The sequence below is a fragment of the Caballeronia sp. RCC_10 genome (assembly GCF_041360715.1).
GTDB lineage: Bacteria > Pseudomonadota > Gammaproteobacteria > Burkholderiales > Burkholderiaceae > Caballeronia > Caballeronia grimmiae.
Map to the genome: position 1 here is coordinate 84,465 of NZ_JBFUPT010000013.1, position 19,037 is coordinate 103,501.

At 60.9% G+C, this 19,037-nt stretch carries 13 protein-coding genes and 2 pseudogenes; 5 read left to right on the top strand and 10 right to left on the bottom strand.

Annotated features, from left to right (window positions below):
- Nucleotides 1-651 precede the first annotated feature (651 nt).
- The gene (locus AB6804_RS21595; protein ID WP_370888196.1) at nucleotides 652-2,193 is read left to right on the top strand and encodes a methyl-accepting chemotaxis protein; all 1,542 of its coding nucleotides are present in this window, start codon (nucleotides 652-654) and stop codon (nucleotides 2,191-2,193) included.
- Here AB6804_RS21595 and AB6804_RS21600 read toward each other — a convergent pair.
- From AB6804_RS21600 to AB6804_RS21620, 5 genes are all read right to left on the bottom strand, one after another.
- Nucleotides 2,142-2,426 carry a hypothetical protein gene (locus AB6804_RS21600; protein WP_370888197.1) on the bottom strand — a complete coding sequence of 95 codons (285 nt, stop codon included), beginning with the start codon at nucleotides 2,424-2,426 and terminating at the stop codon, nucleotides 2,142-2,144. The two genes, AB6804_RS21595 and AB6804_RS21600, sit on opposite strands and share 52 nt — an antisense overlap.
- A gap of 955 nt (nucleotides 2,427-3,381) precedes the next feature.
- Entirely contained in the window at nucleotides 3,382-3,966 is a 585-nt protein-coding gene (flhC, locus tag AB6804_RS21605) for a flagellar transcriptional regulator FlhC (RefSeq protein WP_370888198.1), read from the bottom strand.
- A 2-nt stretch (nucleotides 3,967-3,968) separates the two neighbouring features.
- On the bottom strand, nucleotides 3,969-4,271 hold the full coding sequence (locus tag AB6804_RS21610; RefSeq protein WP_035963108.1) for a flagellar transcriptional regulator FlhD: 303 nt from the start codon (nucleotides 4,269-4,271) through the stop codon (nucleotides 3,969-3,971).
- Between the two features lie 180 nt (nucleotides 4,272-4,451).
- Nucleotides 4,452-4,724 carry a hypothetical protein gene (locus AB6804_RS21615; RefSeq protein ID WP_370888199.1) on the bottom strand — a complete coding sequence of 91 codons (273 nt, stop codon included), beginning with the start codon at nucleotides 4,722-4,724 and terminating at the stop codon, nucleotides 4,452-4,454.
- A 516-nt stretch (nucleotides 4,725-5,240) separates the two neighbouring features.
- On the bottom strand, nucleotides 5,241-6,050 hold the full coding sequence (locus AB6804_RS21620; protein WP_370888200.1) for a PhzF family phenazine biosynthesis protein: 810 nt from the start codon (nucleotides 6,048-6,050) through the stop codon (nucleotides 5,241-5,243).
- Between the two features lie 313 nt (nucleotides 6,051-6,363).
- Between AB6804_RS21620 and AB6804_RS21625 the strand changes: the two genes are divergently transcribed.
- Both AB6804_RS21625 and AB6804_RS21630 read left to right on the top strand, forming a co-directional pair.
- Nucleotides 6,364-8,808 (top strand): EAL domain-containing protein, encoded by a 2,445-nt coding sequence (locus AB6804_RS21625; protein WP_370888201.1) that lies wholly within the window; start codon nucleotides 6,364-6,366, stop codon nucleotides 8,806-8,808.
- Between the two features lie 125 nt (nucleotides 8,809-8,933).
- A complete protein-coding gene (locus AB6804_RS21630; RefSeq protein ID WP_370888202.1) occupies nucleotides 8,934-10,271 on the top strand; it encodes an MFS transporter in 1,338 nt (445 codons plus the stop codon).
- A gap of 85 nt (nucleotides 10,272-10,356) precedes the next feature.
- Here AB6804_RS21630 and AB6804_RS21635 read toward each other — a convergent pair whose 3' ends face one another.
- Together AB6804_RS21635 and AB6804_RS21640 are read right to left on the bottom strand one after the other, a co-directional pair.
- Entirely contained in the window at nucleotides 10,357-11,463 is a 1,107-nt protein-coding gene (locus tag AB6804_RS21635) for a hypothetical protein (protein WP_370888203.1), read from the bottom strand.
- A gap of 565 nt (nucleotides 11,464-12,028) precedes the next feature.
- Nucleotides 12,029-13,141, bottom strand: a complete 1,113-nt coding sequence (locus AB6804_RS21640; protein ID WP_370888204.1) for a purine nucleoside permease — start codon at nucleotides 13,139-13,141, stop codon at nucleotides 12,029-12,031.
- Nucleotides 13,142-13,798: 657 nt separating this feature from the next.
- Here AB6804_RS21640 and AB6804_RS21645 point away from each other — a divergent pair.
- Entirely contained in the window at nucleotides 13,799-14,653 is an 855-nt protein-coding gene (locus AB6804_RS21645) for an oxidoreductase (RefSeq protein ID WP_370888205.1), read from the top strand.
- A gap of 161 nt (nucleotides 14,654-14,814) precedes the next feature.
- On the opposite strand, the pseudogene AB6804_RS21650 reads toward AB6804_RS21645, so the two are convergent.
- Nucleotides 14,815-15,727, bottom strand: a pseudogene (locus AB6804_RS21650) (aromatic ring-hydroxylating dioxygenase subunit alpha); the annotation flags it as partial.
- A 250-nt stretch (nucleotides 15,728-15,977) separates the two neighbouring features.
- On the opposite strand from AB6804_RS21650, the pseudogene AB6804_RS21655 reads away from it, so the two are divergent.
- Nucleotides 15,978-17,209, top strand: a pseudogene (locus tag AB6804_RS21655) (IS3 family transposase).
- A 293-nt stretch (nucleotides 17,210-17,502) separates the two neighbouring features.
- On the opposite strand, the gene AB6804_RS21660 reads toward AB6804_RS21655, so the two are convergent.
- On the bottom strand, nucleotides 17,503-17,955 hold the full coding sequence (locus AB6804_RS21660; RefSeq protein ID WP_370888206.1) for a monooxygenase family protein: 453 nt from the start codon (nucleotides 17,953-17,955) through the stop codon (nucleotides 17,503-17,505).
- Nucleotides 17,956-18,147: 192 nt separating this feature from the next.
- On the bottom strand, nucleotides 18,148-18,972 hold the full coding sequence (gene ehuA / locus AB6804_RS21665; RefSeq protein ID WP_370888207.1) for an ectoine/hydroxyectoine ABC transporter ATP-binding protein EhuA: 825 nt from the start codon (nucleotides 18,970-18,972) through the stop codon (nucleotides 18,148-18,150).
- Nucleotides 18,973-19,037 lie beyond the last annotated feature (65 nt).

Below are 19,037 nucleotides of genomic sequence, written 5' to 3' on the forward strand. Positions count from 1 at the left end.
CGGCTGGCGTCGGGGTAGGGCGGCTTATGGTCCGGCTTACGACGGACGCGTAGTGGTGGTGGCCAGCGTGCGTGTCTGCTTCATGGAGCAATCATTCGAACGCCGAGAACGCCGAGTACGCCGACACGTAACCACGTCTTTGCGCGAGAGTTATTGTCGAACGAGCGTTCGATCCAACGTCTGCGCGATGCGTGAAGCCCGCAATGCTTGGTCCGCGCACTTCTAAAGCGCTGCGGGCCGGTCGCCTGCAGTCGCATCCCGTTGCGCGCTCTGGCCGCAACTGCCTCCAAGGTGAATCTTGCCGACTGCCTTCGGCGTTCAGGCTGACATATATAACGGCAGCCGCGTGCGAAAGCTTTATAGGCCAGATGACCGGACAGCTGTGCGCAGCCAGTTCCGACGAACCAGCACCTTCTATCGAACGCCATCAAACGATGCTTATTAACGGCGGTCTATGAAGCCGAATTGGCTGGCCGCATGCGTTGCATTTCTTCGCCCCGATAGGAACACGTCGCCCGAAAGCTGTCTCGCCCGGCGATCGAGCGCGCGTCCCCTGTCAAGTCACGCCGTTCACAGCCGTTAATGCGGAATGTACGCCAGACCCTATGACGGTTTCCACCGCAATCAACGACATTCAACGACTAACGACGCATGACTTTCTCTAGAAAACTTTGGCTGCCCCTGCTGCTTAGCCTCGTATGCCTTGCGGGGATCTCCATTGCTGACGCTTACCGCATGCGTGCGGTACGCATGGAACAGACACAGTTGGGCATCAAGCACGCCACCGAGGTTGCGAACAGCATCATCCGCGAATTCGCCCAGCAGGCGACTACCGGCGAGATCACGCAAGAGCAGGCCAGGCAAGGCGCGCTGAACGCGATCCGCGATATTCGGTTTGGCGACAACGGCTACTTCAGCGTCTTCGATTCGCAGGCGAAGGTGCTGGCGCATCCGATGAAACCCGAATTTGTCGGCAAGACGATGATGGAGTTCAAGGATCCTAATGGCGTCTATCTGTATCGCGATCTGATCGATGTGGGCAAGCGCCAGGGCGCGGGCTACACGTACTATTCGTTCGCGAAGCCCGGCAGCAATGAGATCCTGCCGAAGATGTCCTACGTGTCGTGGTATCAGCCGTGGGACTGGTTTATCGTCACGGGCGTCTATATCGACGACATCAATGCCGCGTTCTATAGCTCGCTCGGCTGGAGTCTCGGCGTGCTGACTGTGATCGCGGTGTTGTTGAGCCTTGTGGTGTCGCGCCTCAATCGCGGCATTCTTCGCTCGATGGGCGGTGAACCGGCATACGCCGCTGAAGTGGCGAATCAGATTGCGGATAACAACCTCGCCGTTGAGGTCGCGACGGCAGCCGACGACCGTTCGAGCCTGATGTATTCGATGGCTCGCATGCGCGGTCAGTTGTTGGCTGCGATCGAAAGTGTGAAGACGTCCGCCAACGCGATCGCAAGCGCAAGCCGCGAAATCGCGGTCGGCAACACGGACTTGTCCTCACGCACCGAGCAGCAGGCGGCATCGCTCGAGGAGACAGCGGCGAGCATGGAAGAGCTGACCGCAGCCGTGAAGCACAACTCCGAAAACGCCCGTCAGGCGAGCGGGCTGGCTGGAACGGCACGCGATGTTGCTCACGAAGGCGCGACTATCGTCGGGAACGTCGTCGGCACGATGGCCGAGATCGAGGAAAGCTCGCACAAGATCGCGGAGATCATCGGCATGATTGAAGGTATTGCGTTTCAGACGAATATTCTTGCGCTGAACGCGGCGGTGGAAGCCGCACGTGCCGGTGAACAGGGGCGCGGTTTTGCAGTGGTCGCGGGCGAAGTGCGCAGCCTGGCGCAGCGTTCGTCTACGGCGGCGAAGGAGATTCGCGAACTGATTGAAGCATCGAGCACGCGCGTTCACGCGGGCACCGAGCTTGTCGGTCAGGCCGGAGAGACGATGGCGAAGATCGGCTCGGCAATCCAGAAAGTGACGGACATCATGGATGAGATCGCGTCTGCGTCCAACGAACAAAGCCGCGGCATCGAACAGGTGAATCAGGCGATCAGCCAGATGGACGAAGTCACGCAACAGAACGCGGCGCTCGTCGAGCAGGCTGCGGCTGCGGCGGGTTCGCTTCAAGATCAGGCGGAAACGTTGCGGTCGACGATGGGCGTGTTCAAGACGGCCGCTTGAGGTGGCGTTTTAGGCTGCGGCTGCTGCAGGTTCAGCCCGAGATCAGGCGCGAAACGCTGCGCGCGACGATGGGCGTGTTCAAGACCACCGGTTGAGCAGGCGTCGTTAGCGCGGCGCGGCTTACTTGATTGGGCGGGGCTATTGGGACCCGGATGGCGTTCCAATAGCCCCGTAGCTGACGGCACGAAGCGATGCAGGAAGGAATCCAACGCGCCGTAATGGAGTTGCTTCATCACGGCTTGTTGGTCAAGAAAACTGGGTCGAGCCTTGGCGAGAGCGTCTTACGCGGTGAAAGGGCTGGTAAGCATAAAGCGCCGAGGTCGAGAGAGATTGATCGTTTCCACGCTTATCGAGCTACGGAGTGCGGGAGCTTCTCTCTTGCTCGGCAAGCGTCAAGCCGGTTCAGCCGCTTGTCGCTATTCGGAAGTTGGAGAGGCTTAGGTATCGGCGCAGCCCCTTCGGGCGTAACTTGCTGTTGCGTCTTATCGCATGCATCGACTAGTTGTGTTCGCTCGCTCGATGTCAACGCTCGAGGCTTTGATGTCACATCGACAATTCATCGGGCGTGGGGGCTCGAATGGAAACGCGTGCGGATCGACGTTCCGCTCCAAGAAGGGCGACGATCGATCGATGTTGAATGAGATGCGGCTGCTGTACGTTGCGTCCACGCCTGAGCAGCACTTGCTCGACCTTTCCGATGTGACGATGGACAAGCCAAGCCCGCTGCATTCGACACATATCTAGTGAGAAGACTTGAATAGGAGCGCGTGCGAATCGTCAACGGCTTCCGCTTCAAGAGGGTCGACGTTCGATTCACGTTGGACGAGCAGCGGCTGCTATAGGTCACGGCCACGCGGGCGTAGCAAGTACTCGACTTTTTAGATGTGACGATCGATAGGCCAAGCCCGCTGCCTTCGACATCTAGCGGGCGAGCGGACCTGACTGGAGTGCGTGCGAATCGCCAACCGCTTCCGCTCCAGGAAGGGTGACATTCGATTCACGTTGGACGAAATGCGGCTGCTTTACGTTGCGTTCAAGCGTGAGCAGCAAGTACTTGACTCCTGCAATCCGGAGAACGATAAGCCAGGCCCGCCGCGTTCGACATCTGAGTTAGCGCGCAAGAAGCGCTTCGGATGAGTTGCTGCCGCTCTCAAACCTGCCGGGAGCCGCTTGCAGCCCGCAAAGCGCTCAGGCCGCCTGTGCCTGCAATGCCGCGCTTCGCTCGAGCGCTGCTTTCGCGGCAGCCTTGGTTTTTCCTGCTCGCGACGGCGGCTGGCAAATCCCGCAAACCATCGAGTGCGACGGCTCATGCGCGTGCGCGACGAACTTGCCGCGGCAGCGCGTGCAACCCGCGAGACGCAGAATTCCGGCATCCTTGAAGCGGATAAACGTCCAGGCGCGCGTCAGGTCCATCTGCAACGACTCGCCGTTCATCTGAAAATGCTCTGCGTAGAGCGCGTAGGCGCGAGTCAGCAGGTCGACGCGATCCATCCCTTCGCTGTTCGCTTCGAGGAAGGCATAGACGTTGGCGAACATCGACGTATGGATGTTCGGCGCCCATGTCAAATACCAGTCTTCCGAGAACGGCAACATGCCCTTGGGCGGCGATGCGCCTTTGACTTCCCGATAAAGGCGGATCAGTCGCTCACGCGAGAGCTTCGGGAACTCGGACTCCAGCACCTGCATGCGAGCGCCAAGCTGAATCAGCTTGACCGCGCGCAGTACGTCGGCGGCGTCATCAGCAAGGCGCTTGGGGGACGTGGTCGTGCTCATGGTTAAGCCGCGAGAAGAACGTGATTGGACACGGACGCCGCAGCCGTCGCTTCGTGGCCGCGGCTCGCGAGACCACCGAGCATCGCATCGGCGCTCAGGCGGAAGAAGCACAGCAGTTGCGACGACGACGCGAGCTTTTCTGTTTGCGCCGGCGAGAGCTTGAGCAACGTGTCCGCCATTTCCGATGACAGACCCAGATGCGCCTGTGCCGCCTCGCGGTCGGCCGCCAGAACGCGCTGAGCGAGCATGAGATACGACATATTCAACTCGCGGATGGAACCGAGGTCGGAGGAAGCGTGGATCATGGCGGCGGACCAGTTAGAAGTTCGACTTGCTCATCGCGCCGCATCGTTGAGGCGCAAACAAATTGTCTGACTACGCACCGGGATTTGCAACATTTAGTTACATCGAGCAATCGTTTGCTACAGAAAATCCGACGCACGCAATCGTGCGCGAAGAGAGGGATATTTTCTTCAGTTCGCGGGTTAGCGCGTGATTGAATGCTGATAGGCGGCATTGACTTTCATTTTTCTTCCTGCGTTGCGCCAGATTCTGAATGTTGATTCTTGGCATGCATCGGGGGCATAGAGGCAAAAATCGGTAACAGCTACTCGATAAGGTGTTACCCGACTGATGCGAGAAAACGACAGAGTTACTTCTGTCGGCAGAGTTGTGATCGGTACGCCACCGCCGACCGCGGACCTTGTTCTATCCGGCACATAGATCGGCACACCACGGTAAGCGTTCGCGACTTGCATGAATGTAAGGCCGCGCGCATCTCACGCTTTCGCGCGCTTCGCTCGCCGCAAATCCTTCGGCGAACGAGCGTTTTGTTTTTGCGGGTACGAGCGGGTGGCCCATTGATCGGCGTCTCAGGCATGTAACCGGTTCAGCTGCAGCGCGCGTAACCAGCCTGCGGCCGGCAGGTCGCGCACGACGAGAAGAATCGGCCCTCCGTGTATGCGCCTGCCAAACCAGATGCCAGTGACGCGAGCGCCGACTAAGCGAAGTGCGTCGTATGCACCGAATGCCGCGCCTATGGAAGCCGTGAAGCTCGAAGGCCGCGCACAGTGCGGGAAACGACAAAGCTCAGGGCGATCCCGCCCGACAACAACATCGGCGCGCGTGCCTTGGAAGATGGATCAGAACTCGAATTTGCTGCCGGTTTCGCGACGCTTCGCGGCGTTGCTATCGCAAGCGTCTCAAGCTCGTTGAGTCAGGCATGACTTCTCTAGCTCGGCAATGAGATGGTGAGGCGCGGATCGAATGGCGCCTCACAACATTTGTGCAGCCGACAGATCGATCGTTCCTTCCAGATACTGCACCGCGTGACCGGAAATCAGCACTCTGTCCGCTTCAAGCTCGCAATACAGAATGCCGCTCCGTTCCGAAGCCTGTAGCGCAACGAGTTTTCTTTTACCGATCAAGTTCGACCAGAGCGGAGCAAGAGCCGCGTGAATGGACCCGGTCACCGGGTCTTCAGCGCCGCCGTTTGCCGGCCAAAAGTAGCGAGACACAAAGTCGTGACGGTCTCCGGGCGCAGTCACCACGACGTCTCGTGGACCAAGCTGCGCGATGAGTTCCAGGTTGGGCACGACCGCGCGTACATCGGTCTCAGTGTCGTACAGGGCAATGTAGGCCTGCTCGCTCGTAAAGACCGCTTTAGGTTGAATCGATAAACCGCGCACAAGCTCGCCGGGAACGTCCGTCGTCGGCTCGTACTCGCGCCGTGGAAAGTTCATTTCTATCAGACCTTGTGACCGGCGGTGCACCGAGAACGCCCCGGTCGCTCGTGCATGAAAATCTATGTGGGTAGCTTGAGGAAGGTGCTTGAATAAAACGAAAGCGCTTGCCAGCGTCGCGTGCCCACAGAAAGCGATCTCCTTGATCGGGGAAAACCACCGAATATCGAACCCTCCATCATCCCGGCGCACGACGAACGCCGTTTCCGACAGATTGTTTTCGCTAGCGATCGCTTGCATCAGGGAAGCGGAAAGCCATGAGTCCAGCGGAACCACTGCTGCGTAGTTTCCTTTGAACAGGTCGCTTGTAAACGCGTCGATCTGATAGAGCTTGAGTTTCATGGGCACACTCGGGCAAGCGGACGGTAGGGGAAGTGACCCGCATGGTATCGACCAACGCGCTCTGCAAACAGACACACTTTGAAGCGCGCACGCCGAGAATTGACAGCAATGCGCCGATGAACGAGCTGCGCCACCTCAAAGAAATTTAATCCCTCAAGTTTCCAAACCCACACGCCGACATAACGCTAACTCGTTTCAAAACCGCCTCGCGCTGCATCGGCACTAGCTACAAGAACCGGAAAAAATGGAACATAAGAACGCACCGGGCCTCCGAGTCATCGACTGCATTCTTCACGCGCACGACACGAGGCTCATGTTGCTTGCTTGCCTCGTATGCGCTATCGGCATTTACGCATCGTTCGCAGTCGGACGACATGCCGCCCGCGCGTCGGGCAAAGCGCGGATTCACTGGGGCGTCGTCAATGTCGTGGCAAGCGGATGCACGGCGTGGGCAACCCATTTCATCGTGCTGCTCGCTTTCGAGCCGCACATGCCCGCGGCGTTCGAACCTTTCCTGACGGCGGTGTCGCTGGCCTGCGCGATCATCGGCATCGGCGCGGGTGCAACCGTGTCGATCACCGATCCGCGCTCGCCACGACAGTTCCTGGCCGGCATGATCATCGGTACCGGCGTGGCGGCCCTTCACTACATCGGACAGAGCGCCTATCTGGTACAGGGCACAGTGTCATGGGACCTGGAACTGGTCCTGTCGTCGATTGCAGTGAGTCTGCCGTTGTTCGGCCTGTCCATGGTGGCGATCGCCAATCGCAACCGGCGCATCCGGCAGTTCGCCGCTCCGATGATGCTCTTCGCAATCGCGCTGCTGCATTTCTGCGGCATGGCGGCGATGACGTTGCGCTACGATCCCAGTGTTGCCTTTCCCCCGAATGCCGTTTCTCCCCAGGCCGTTACGCCTGTCGTCGCCGGTGTCTCGCTCGCGCTGATCATGCTGGCGGTGCTCGGCTGGCGATTCGACCTCGCGGCGAAAGCGCGGATACGGCAAGACAGGCGACGGCTGCGCGACCTCGCCGACGTTGCACTGGAAGGCCTGCTCATCACCCAAAGCAACGTGATCGTCACGTCGAACAGCAGCATCGAGCGCCTGTCCGGCTTTGCACAGGACGACCTTGCAGGCAGACATGTCAGCGCGCTGCTTCCGCACATCGATCTCGCCGGCTTGCCCGAGAAGGAGGAGCGCGAAACGGAACTGGTCGGCGCGACAGGGCAGCGCATTCCGGTTCGCGTGCTTCGTTCCGAAGTACCGCTGGGCCACAAATTGCAAACCGTCATCGCGGTGCGCGACCAACGGGAACGCCTGCGCACCGAGGCGAAGATGCGCGCGCTCGCCTTCAACGATTCGCTCACGGGCCTGCCCAACCGCGCGAGCTTCTATGAGCTGCTTACGCTGCAAACCGCTCTTCCCGCCGATGCCGATAAGCCCTTTGCCGTCGTCATGGTCGACCTCGATCGCTTCAAGCAAGTGAACGATACGTTCGGTCATCTCACCGGCGACACCGTCCTGATGCAGATAGCTGATCGGTTGCGGGCGCTCGTCAAGGCCGACGACGTCGTCGCACGCCTCGGCGGGGACGAGTTCGCGGTAATGCACAGCGGCGCCCATGCGGAAGCGGCGTGCGCGCTGTGCGTCGGCATCGTCGAAGCATGCAACAGCGAGACGTTTGTCGTGGATGGTCAGTCGATTCACCTCGGCGCAAGCGTCGGCTTTGCGCTTTACCCGGCAGACGGCGGCGCTCCCGCTGAACTGCTGCGCAACGCGGATCTCGCGCTCTATGCGGCGAAAGCGGACGGCAAGGGCACCTATCGGCGTTACGAGTCCGCATTGAACGAAAAGACGCAGGAAAGACAGGCGCTGGAAGCCGGATTGCGGCGCGCGCTGACGGACGGACAACTGGAGCTTCACTATCAGCCGCTGGTCGATGCCAAAACCGGGAGCATCGCCTCCGCGGAAGCGCTGGTGCGTTGGCGGCATCCCGAGCGCGGGCTCGTTTCTCCGGCGGAGTTCATCGAGATCGCGGAAGAGACGGGCCTCATCATTCCACTGGGCAACTGGGTGCTGCGAACAGCGTGTGCCGAAGCGGCGACGTGGCCTGCGAACATCGGCGTGGCGATCAATCTGTCGCCCGTGCAGTTCCGCGACAAGGCGCTGGCGTCGAATGTCGTATCGGCACTCAAGGAAGCCGGACTTGCGCCGCAACGACTCGAACTGGAAATCACCGAAGGCGTCCTACTCATGGACGAGGCTCGCACGCTTCATACGCTGAACCATCTGCGTGCGATGCACGTGAGAATCTCGATGGACGATTTCGGCACGGGCTACTCGTCCCTGAGCTACATCCGCAAGTTTCCATTCGACAAGATCAAGATCGACCAGTCATTCGTTCGCAACATTCCTCACGACGCAGAGAGTGTCGGGATCGTGCGGGCGATCATCACGATGAGCGCATGTCTTGGGCTTCCGACCACGATGGAAGGCGTGGAGACAGCCGAACAGTTCGGCTTCGCTGTGTCGGAAGGCTGCAGCGCGATACAAGGCTATTTTGTCAGTCGCCCGGTTCCGGCTGCTCAACTTCGGACGCTGTTGGGACACGATACGTTATGTGCGAACGTGCAGGGTGATGGTGTCGGGCGTTCAACACATGCAGATTCGCGCGACGAAGGATTAGACAGTGCATCGAGCGATGAACTGGTCTTGCAGCATCCGGCTACTGACCGGAGCATCAACCGATATCACGCCTAGAGACACGCACGACAAGCAATCAACGATTGCCATACCCCCTGGGTATAGCCTCAGTCCGCATCGGTATTGGACGCGCTTCGCGCCGCTCGCTTACGCTCCGACGCATAACTCACAACGGAGACACCATGAGCACGCCTCTCAATATCGCGTCGCTGATCGATCGCGAACGCGTTCGTCCGTTTCAATGGACGATCTTTCTGCTGTGCTTCGCGACCACGCTGTTCGATGGCTTCGATACGCAGGCCATCGCATACACCGGTCCTGCAATCGTCGCGGCATTCCATCTCGCCCCTGGCGATCTGGCGCCGATCCTCATCGCAGGCACGCTCGGCATGACCATCGGCGCGATGACGCTCGGGCTCGTCGGCGATCGCGTGGGGCGGCGTCCCGCGTTGCTCGGCGGCGTCGCGCTGTTCAGCATCGCATCGCTGGCGACTGCGTTCGCGACCGGCACGACGCAGATCCTCGCGCTGCGCTTCATCGCTGGGCTCGGCATGGGCGGCTGCACGCCGGTGCTGCTAGCGCTCGCGGCGGAGTATGGTCCGGCGCGGCATCGCGGCGCGATCATGACGGGCGTGCTTCTCGGCCTGCCCGCCGGCGCGATGCTCGGCGGACTGCTCGCGGCGCGGATGCTGCCGGTAATCGGCTGGCAAGGCGTGTTCGTGGTCGGCGGCGCGGCGCCGCTCGCGTTACTCGTGCTGCTCTGGTTCGTGCTGCCCGAATCGCTGCATTACCTCGTGACGCGCTCGCGCGGCGATCATCGCGCGGTGACTGCGGTGCTGGCGCGCATCGTGTCGCAACCGCTCGCGCACGACGCGCGCTTCGCCGTGAAGGAAGCCGCCGGGCGCGCGAGCGTCGCCGCGCTGTTTCGCGAGGGCAACGCCCGCAACACCGTGGCGATCTGGGCCGTCTATTTCTTCAACTGGATCGCGTGGTTCATGTTCCTGTCGTGGCTGCCCACGGTACTGAAAGCCGCAGGCCTGCCCGCCGCGCAAGCGCCGCTCGGCACGGTCGTCGTGAACGCTGTGTTCATCGTCTGCGCGATTCCGCTTTCCTTCGTGTTGCCGAAAGTGAGCACGCGGCGGCTGCTGATCGCGCTGCTGTTGCTCGGCATTGCGATTGCGATCGGGCTCGCTTACGCCGATACGTCGTGGGGACTCGTGTTCACGCTCGCGGGCGCGGCGGGGCTCGGCATCGGCGGACAACAGATCGCGCTCAACTATCTGGTCGTGAGCGCGTATCCGACGACGCTTCGAGCGACCGCCACCGGCTGGGCCATCGGCATGGGACGCGTCGGCGCGATCGCCGGATCGGCCGTCGGCGGCACGTTCCTGAACATGGGCGGGCCGAGCGGCTTTTATCTGGCGCTCGCCGTGCCGCTCGCGGCGGCGCTGCTCGCCGTCATCGCAATCCGCACGAACGCCCGCGAAGCGGACGCGTCGCTCGTGACCGCCGCGCACTGACTGCGGCACGAGGGAAGCGCGCGGCGCGGACGCTGTTCAGCATCGCCGATGCATGAACGGCGTCCGTCGCAGACCGCAGCGTGCGTTACTCGTTCGGCACGCCGATTTGCGGATCGGCGGGCGTCGCTGGATCGGGACTCACGGCAACCGGCGCATAGTTGACGACGTTCGGCAGTCGCGGATTGCTCGAGTTCGTACTGTCGAGGATGCGGGACTGAATCGTCGTGGTATCGGTCACGCCCCAAAAGTTGTTCGAGAAGTCGAGCGTGTGAGTCGCCGATGCAGCGTACGTGCCGTGAGCCGCAATCACCATGCGGTTCGTATTCGGCGAAGTCTTCTTGAACAGGAACGAATTGTTCTTCGCGATGCCGGCAGGCGCGCCGCTCGCCGGGAAATTGTCGATGAGCACGAGCGGATCGACCATGTTCACGAACAGGTTGTTCTGCACGATCACCGAAGGATCGAACGCGAAGGCGGCCGAGTCGACGAACGTGTTGTACTTGATCGTCGAGTTCTTGAAACTCGGATAGCCGTTCGTTCCCGCCTCGTAGGTGGTCACACCGGCGCGAACAACGGGCGTCACGTTGAGACGGTAAGCCTGCGTGTAGGTCATCGAGAACGGCGCAGCGGGGCTGATCTGCACGAACGCATCTTCGAGACGCGCATGCTGGATGCTCACGGTGCCGCCGCCCACATTGGCGTCGACGTTGCTGACAGTCACCCCCAGCAGCTGCGACTGATCGCTGCCACCCACGTTCAGCTTCCCGGCGACGTTGATGATTCCCTTAGTCGGAATCTTCCCGATGCAGTCGGCCGTGCATGGCACCGGCTTCATGCTCTCGACGATGACGCCATCCGGGATAGTGAGCGTAGCGCCCCTGGCGACCTGCACCGTGCCGGCGATGTAATAGGGCGATCCGCTCGCCGGCCATGTCGTGTCGGCCGAAATAACGGTGCCGTCAGCGACGACCGTTTGCGGCTGTGCGTAGACGTAGGCGGTGACGAGCTTGCCGGACGCATCGGAACAGACCTTGGCCGGGTCCGTCGTGAAGGGGCCGCCTGAACATGCGGCGGCAGTCGAACTCGATGCAGGCGCGGCTGACGCTGCAGACGTTGCGCTCGTTTCACCGCCACCGCCGCCGCCACATGCCGCAAGCAAAACGCTCAGTCCAACCGCCATGCGTAATTTCATGATTTTCCCCGTGGTCTTTTCGTAGTTACTCGCCTGCTCCGAGGCGATGAGACACGAGGTTATCGAATGTCACGCGGAGCGATTGTGCGCTGTTCCACTTATCGCGATGATTTGTCTAATGTTTCGAAGTCGCGCCGGGGGAAGGCTGATGCCCGCGAAATTGCGGGCTTAGACGACGTATCGACCGATGGTCGGCCGTTCGATCATCGGCGGCATGGATGGGGAAGCATTCGGCTGTTGCAAAACGGCGTGTCGCGTGGGACGCCTCGTCGCTCTCGTACGATCGCGTCGTGCCCCAGGAGCCGTTGACCATCGATCGCGCCGAGATCGAAGGCGGGCCGCGCTGCGCTGCTCTGCGGTGACAATGCGATCGCTTTCGAAACGTGCTGAGGAAGAGCCTCACGTCTGCCTTGTCGTTCTCGGGCAGTACGGCAGCGGTGCCCGCAATTCAAGGTCTCGATGAACCGGCTGTATCGCTTCTAGCGCATCAGCCGGCTGCCGATGTGGACCGAGCAGCGAACGGCCTCGCCAACCGTTCGCCGCCTGTCCTGAACGGATGCTTTTTTCAGTGCGACGGCACGCCTTTTCTCCAAGCGCCCCAGTGCGAGACGATCTCCTTGACGACCGGCCCGCCCGTCAGATATAGATTTTGTATCGCCGGCGCGAAGCCGCCCTGTGAAGCGTAGTTGAGCAGATTGTCCGCAGCCGTCTGTCCTTGATACGGCCGGTCGAAGTCCGATCCGGTACGCAGCACCGCCACGCGCGACAGGTCCACCCGGTCCACGCTGGCCGCGCGCTTGAGCGCTTCGAACGTCGCGTTGTCTTCCTGCTGCGTCGTGCAATAGACGCCTTTACCGTCGGTCAAAAGACGCGTCCAGTAACGCGCTCGCTCGCCGATGTATTTGCCGGACCACCATGTATCGCCTGCGAGCGTGTCGCACTGGATCACAGCGGGCGGCTGGTTCGCTGGCGCGTAGCTGAATTTCGCGCGCGCCACTTTGGCTTCATCGCTGTCGGACAGCTTGACGTTGCGGGATATCGCGTAGGCTGCGTCCGCGAGCGATGCGTTGAGCGCGAACACTTCAGTGCGGTAATCGAGCGGAGGCTTCTCCTTCGGGCCTTTGGTGTTGATGCCCGTGAAGCCGGTTTCCCAGTCGGCGGGCTTCTCGCGTGCGTCCAGTTCCCACTGAATGCCGAAATCCACCAGATACTTCGCCCACGCCGCCGAGCCGACCGTGCCGCGGGCCGGATCGATGCCCGCGATTCCCGCGACCAGAAAATACGTGTGCCGCAAATTGAACTGGTCGGAGAAGCCCAGCGCCATGATGGACGCCGCCGCATTGGTGTGGCCCATGCCGGTCGTCATCACGCAGACATCGTCGCGATTGCAGTTCACGTTCGGATAATCCGGCGATAACCCAGGCACCTTGACGGGCTGCCATGGACCGAGGTTGTCGAGCCAGACCTGACCTTCGGGGCCGAACATGGAGATGATCATGACCTTGACGTGCCGGCCGCCGCCATGCCGGTCGTAGCCGCGGTCGGAGTCGTCCTGTGCAAAAGCGCAGCCGGTGATGACGGAGAGACTCGTCAGGGCGACGGCGGCGATCCTTGGAGTGAGAGCTTTGCGGGCGTGCCTTGCATAGACGTTCGGTCGAAACGCGGCAACTATTCTCATGGCAGGGTTCATCCTCTTGAAGGTTCGAACTTCGAAGGAAAGCCGCACGTGCAAGCGACCGTTGCGGCGCGCCGAGCGATTATAGTCGGCATCGCGAAGGAAAGCTGCGGCTGAGAAATGTCTCCCCTGTCCGCAGCCGCGCGTCTCACAAGAAAGCTCGTTGTCAGGCACCGTCAGCGGATTGAACGCACCATCCTTGGTGATTCACGACCTCGAATGGATCAGGCTCGATTCGGCACGGAAGGGCGGCGCTGACTCAAGTGCTAGAACCTCGCTGCGAAGTGCGGCCCCTTACATCGCGGACTCGTTCGCACGAGCGGCAACGGCGAGTTGGTGCGCGCTTACAACGAAGTGACGGAGCGCATCGGCATCGTGCGCCGCCTGATTCATTGAAGCGCATCGCGACAGCGCGACTCACGACGAGCACGCGAAGAGGCTTCGCCTAATCGATCGCGGCAAGTACGGCGAAGCGGACATGCTGTTGCGCGCGCATATCGCGTGTCGATGCTGAGCGAGGCACAGGCGAACAAGCTGCGTTTCGTCGGATGAGACGAAGAGGTGAGAGGTTGCCGAGTCCGGCGAAACTGCCGCGAAACGGATAGCATGAAGCCCCACGGTCGACGACCGGACGCTATCCACACTCAATGGAGCTCAAACATGATGAATCGCGACAACCCCGTCTGGCTGATCACTGGCTGTTCGACCGGCTTTGGCCGTGAACTGGCGAAGGCCGTGCTCGAACGCGGCTGGCGCGCGGTCGTGACGGCCCGCGATGCGTCGAAAGTGCAGGATATCGTCGAGGGGTACGAGGATCGCGCGATCGCGTTGCCGCTCGACGTGCAGAAGGCCGATCAGATCGCGAGCGTCGTCGAGCAGACGAAGCAACGCTTTGGCCGCATCGACGCGCTCGTCAATAACGCGGGTTACGGCTATCTCGCGGCCATCGAGGAAGGCGAGGACGATGCCGTGCGCGACATGTTCGAGACGAACGTGTTCGGTCTCGTCGACATGACCAAGGCAGTGCTTCCGGTCATGCGGGCGCAGAAGAGCGGCATCATCATCAATGTCTCGTCGATCGGCGGGCTGGCCAGCTTTGCCGCGACAGGGTATTACCACGGCACGAAGTACGCGGTGGAAGGCATATCGGAATCGCTCGCGGTGGAGGTGAAGCCGCTCGGCATCGACGTGCTGATCGTCGAGCCCGGCCCGTTCCGCACGAACTGGGCGGGACCGTCGATCAAGGCATCGGCGATCGAAATTGCCGACTATGCCGCGACGGCCGGCGAGCGGCGCAAGCAGACTTCTGCGCGCAGTGGCAATCAGGTTGGCGATCCGGTGCGCGCGGCGCATGCGATCATCGAAGCGGCGACCGCCGACGCGCCGCCGCTGCGTCTGCTGCTGGGGAAGACTGCGCTTGAACTGGCGCGCAAGAAGCTCGATACGCTCAAACGCGACTTCGACGCGTGGGAGAAGACGACCTTAAGCGCGGACTTTCCGGACGATCAGGGGTAGGCGCGTCGTTCGGCAGCGGGGGGCAGGGCCGTCGCCGGTTCTGCCTGACTGGCGGATTCAGAGCGTGCGCCTGGCGCTCGGCCACGGTTCGCGTATCGCCTTGCTGAGACGCGCTGCCAACACGACTTCGTTGCGCGTACGCTATCATTCCCACCCCCATCAAGCGCCCGGCGATACCACGCATGAAAGTGCCGCATGCCATCTTCTAGCGGCGACTGATACGGACCCGCATCGCTCACGCCACGACGATGCAGCCCCAGGCGGCCCGCATCCATGCCTTCCGCGATCTCGTCGTCCTCGATCATCGTTTCCAGATACGCGGCGCGTTGCGCATCGACGAACTCGCGCTCGGATGCCGCCATTTACTCGGGATAGTGAAACTCGATGACGTTGAGCGTCTCCTGCGGTCCCTTGGGATACAGCGTCGAAACGACGAGCACGTGCGTATACAACTCGATCATGTGAGTTGGAAAATACGCGAGCCATATCGCGCCGAAAGCGGGCGGCTCGCCGCCGTCGAATGCCAGCAGCTGGTCGTGCCATGTTCCATAAACTTCGGAGCCGGCTTGAGCGACCGCGTTGTTCACGCCCACTCTTTGCATGCTGTAGGTCTCGCCGAAATCCCATTCGAGATCGTCGCAAGTCACGAAACGGCCCAGCCCCGGATGAAAGGGCGCGACGTGGTAGTCCTCCAGATAGACTTCGATGAAGGTCTTCCAGTTATAGCGGCATGTATGGGTTTCAACGTGGGCGAGCACATAGCCGGACAGATCGAATTCACGGCGCGCGAAAACGTCGGCCAGGTCACGCGCCGGATCGCGCGGGCCTTCGTATAGCAGACCGTGGAAGTCGTGCAGTGGGAACCGCTCCAGATTGCGGCATGGCTTTCGATCAAATGAGGAGCACCGATCATTTGCCGTGGCCATCGTAGGTTCAGCGATGCAACGGGCACACGATGTTGCCGCCCGTCGCTGCCAGATTGCCGCGCGTGAGCGAGATCGACTTTGCATCGCCGCCTGCCACGACGCCGACGTTGCCCGCCTCGCCGCCAAGCATCAACGCCTGCCGGTGTTGCACTAGCGCTGGAACTCAGGCAACCGTTTTTTACGCGAAAGCTGCGTGATCAAAGATTTAGCGCGCGTCTGACGCCAAGCTCAAGGGGGAAGCCCTCTGTTATCCACCACTGAATCATTCTTCGGGCCCGCTCGAAGACCCTGTGACAACTGGGGAGATACGCGACCGCGTGCTTGGTCACATGTATGGGCCGGCCCCCGCAAAAACCGGACATGCGGTAACGCTTAAATTATGAGGTAGTCGTCTGCCTATGTTTAAGCCTAGTCACAACGTGGAACCTCTAGAAGTTCTGACTCAGCCGGAGCAGCGCCGCCGGCGTTCTGTTGAAGAGAAACTCGCGATAGTTCGCGAGACCTTCGACCCCGGCGCAACGGTTTCTGGCGTCGCTCGGCGGCATCAAGTAAATGCCAACCAAGTCTTCGGCTGGCGCAAGCTCTATCAGGACGGGAGCCTATCGGCGGTCAGTACCGGCGAGCAGGTGGCGCCGGCATCGGACCTAGCCGAAGCGATGAAGCAGATTCGCGAGCTGCAGCGATTGCTGGGAAAAAAGACGATGGAGGTAGAAATTCTTCGTGAAGCAGTGGAGTATGGTCGAGCAAAAAAATTGACTGCGCGCTCACCATTGCTGCCGGGGGACGACCGTTGAAGAGTCTGTGAAGTCCTGGGTGTGTCGCGCTCGAATCTCGCAGTCAAATCGAAGCGGAGGGTTGACTGGGTCGACCGGCGCAAGATGCCCGTCTTCGACGACATGGCCCTTGTCGCCGAGCTCCAGGAATTGTCAGGCGACGTGCCGACATATGGATACCGACGTGCTTGGGCGCTACTGAGGCGAAGCCGGGATGCGCTGGCTCAACGGCGCGTCAATGCAAAGCGTGTGTATCGCGTGATGCGTCGCCACGGCCTGCTACTTGAACGTCGCCCTCGTCACGTCTCGTCTACGCGTCGGCATGACGGCAAGGTCGCGGTGGACAGAAGCAACGTGCGGTGGTGCTCGGATGGCTTCGAATTCCGCTGCGATGACGGTGCCCCATTACGCGTCGTCTTCGCACTCGACTGTTGCGACCGCGAAGCCATGAGTTGGGCCGCAAGCACAGGCGGTTACATCGGCGACATGGTGCGTGACGTCATGCTTCAAGCCGTCGAGAACCGTTTCGCCGGCGCGCTAAAGGCTGAGAGCGAAGTCGAGTGGTTAAGCGACAATGGTTCCTGCTACATTGCCGACGACATTGAAGTTCTCTCGGAAAATCGGACTGCAAGCCGGTCACAACACCCGTTAGAAGCCCGCAAAGCAATGGGATGGTCGAGAGCTTCGTTAAAACGATGAAGCGTGATTACGTCTCGTGGATGCCGAAACCCGACGCCAGGACGGCGCTGCAAAACCCGGCCATCGCGTTCGAGCACTATAACGAGTCACACCCGCACAGCGCCCTGAAATACCGCTCGCCGCGTGAGTTTCGTCGGCAAGCAGTTCCTCCAACGTAGGCGTGACCGGTGCCCGGTTATGCGGGGGCAAGTCCAATGTACCATCCGAGCCCGGTGAGACTCGACGATTAGCGAATGAGTACCCTGCAAGCAGGCTTCGCGAACATCGGTATCTCATCTATTGCTCACGTCGGATTGAACGTTGTTTATCGCGCATGCGCGCGAAGTCGACGCGTTCCGTCAGCGACCTCCAGCGCATTCGCATTACACCTGAGACGACCGGTATTGGGGGACAAGCAACACATTCGGAAAACGCAGTGCGCTAATGCGAGCGATCCACGTTTCCCAAGTGCCTAATCCGCTCCCATCCGCTGCCGCGCGCTCATGAACGGGCCGGTCGGCTGGCGTTCAGGCGCGAAGCGGTCGAAGCCCGCGGGCTCGGGCATATCGATATAGACCGCTTCCATTCCTTGCCGGCTATAGGTTTCATGCCAGAAGCCTGCGCCGCGGCTATCGCGCAGGAAGTCGCGCCACCAGCGGGAATGGGGCTCGCTGCGAGTGAATGCTTCGAGACTGTCGAGATCGCGCCAGTACTGACGGATACCGATATGGTTGAGCGCGAAGAACACTTGCTGACTCGACAGCAAGCCATCGGGCGGATTCGATTCGATCTGCCGCAGCCCTTTGCCGATGCCTAGTATCGCCGCAATTCCTCGCAGCCGGCGCACACGGAAGCCCAATAGCACGACGACGAGATTCGGATAGGCACTGAGGTCGACGGACCTGCGGACGACGGGCGCTTGCATGGCGACTCCTTGCTGTTGATGCTGTAAGCATAGTCGCCAATGATCCCCTTGTACGTTGCCAGTCGCGAAAGGTTTCGTCGTCGGAACAAGGCAATTCTTCTCGCGTAATGACTAGTCGCTCGTTCCACGCCGTGCTCGAAGTCGTTCACACAGCATGTGAAGCTGATTGCGCCGATGCGCGACGATGGGCGTCTACAAAGCCTCCGTCACCGCACGCAGAAACTGTTGTGTCCGCTCATGCTGCGGTGAAGAGAAGAATTGCTGCGGCGGCGCTTGCTCAATAATCTTCCCTTGCGAAAAGAAGCACACGCGATCGGCAAAATCCTTGGCAAACCCCATCTGATGCGTCACCATCAGCATCGTCAGATCGTGCTCCGCGCCGAGACGGCGAATTACAGTCAGCACTTCACCACACAGCTCGGGGTCGAGCGCAGACGTGACTTCGTCGAAGAGCATGACCTTGGGACGCATTGCAAGCGCACGCGCAATGGCGACGCGCTGCTGCTGTCCCCCCGATAGCTGCGACGGATAGTGATTGCACTTCTCGTCGAGGCCGACCATCGACAACAACTCGCGCGCGCGTTCGGTGGCTTCCTTCTTCGACAGACCCAGCACGCTGATCGGCGCTTCTATCGTGTTTTGCAAGGCCGTCATATGCGGAAAGAGGTTGAAGCTTTGAAACACCATGCCGATCTTGCTGCGCACCTTGCGAACATGCCGCGGTGACGCCGGCATCAGCTTGCCATTTCGCATTTCATGCGTCAGCGGTTCGCCATCCACTTCGATGACACCATCGGTCAGCGGGTCGAGCGTCATCAGCACGCGCAGCAGCGTCGATTTACCCGAACCGCTTGGCCCGATGACCGCCACTTTCTCATTGCGCGCGACGTCGAGGTCGAGGCCATCGAGCACGGTCAGCGGGCCATAGCGTTTCGTCACGTTGCGAAAGCGCACGATCGGCGTGTCGGCATTGGCGGCGGCCGCCGCGCCCAGTGCAGGGTCGAGGTCTCGTTTCATCTGCTGCTCCTGAAGATCCATTTCCGTGCGCCGTCCGCCGGGTTCGAGTGTTCAGCACGCGTGAT

Coding starts and splice junctions, on each gene's coding strand:
- AB6804_RS21595 (WP_370888196.1), top strand. CDS start 652: ATGACTTTCTCTAGAAAACTTTGGCTGCCCCTGCTGCTTAGCCTCGTA.
- AB6804_RS21600 (WP_370888197.1), bottom strand. CDS start 2,426: ATGAAGCAACTCCATTACGGCGCGTTGGATTCCTTCCTGCATCGCTTC.
- flhC (WP_370888198.1), bottom strand. CDS start 3,966: ATGAGCACGACCACGTCCCCCAAGCGCCTTGCTGATGACGCCGCCGAC.
- AB6804_RS21610 (WP_035963108.1), bottom strand. CDS start 4,271: ATGATCCACGCTTCCTCCGACCTCGGTTCCATCCGCGAGTTGAATATG.
- AB6804_RS21615 (WP_370888199.1), bottom strand. CDS start 4,724: ATGCAAGTCGCGAACGCTTACCGTGGTGTGCCGATCTATGTGCCGGAT.
- AB6804_RS21620 (WP_370888200.1), bottom strand. CDS start 6,050: ATGAAACTCAAGCTCTATCAGATCGACGCGTTTACAAGCGACCTGTTC.
- AB6804_RS21625 (WP_370888201.1), top strand. CDS start 6,364: ATGTTGCTTGCTTGCCTCGTATGCGCTATCGGCATTTACGCATCGTTC.
- AB6804_RS21630 (WP_370888202.1), top strand. CDS start 8,934: ATGAGCACGCCTCTCAATATCGCGTCGCTGATCGATCGCGAACGCGTT.
- AB6804_RS21635 (WP_370888203.1), bottom strand. CDS start 11,463: ATGAAATTACGCATGGCGGTTGGACTGAGCGTTTTGCTTGCGGCATGT.
- AB6804_RS21640 (WP_370888204.1), bottom strand. CDS start 13,141: ATGAGAATAGTTGCCGCGTTTCGACCGAACGTCTATGCAAGGCACGCC.
- AB6804_RS21645 (WP_370888205.1), top strand. CDS start 13,799: ATGATGAATCGCGACAACCCCGTCTGGCTGATCACTGGCTGTTCGACC.
- AB6804_RS21660 (WP_370888206.1), bottom strand. CDS start 17,955: ATGCAAGCGCCCGTCGTCCGCAGGTCCGTCGACCTCAGTGCCTATCCG.
- ehuA (WP_370888207.1), bottom strand. CDS start 18,972: ATGAAACGAGACCTCGACCCTGCACTGGGCGCGGCGGCCGCCGCCAAT.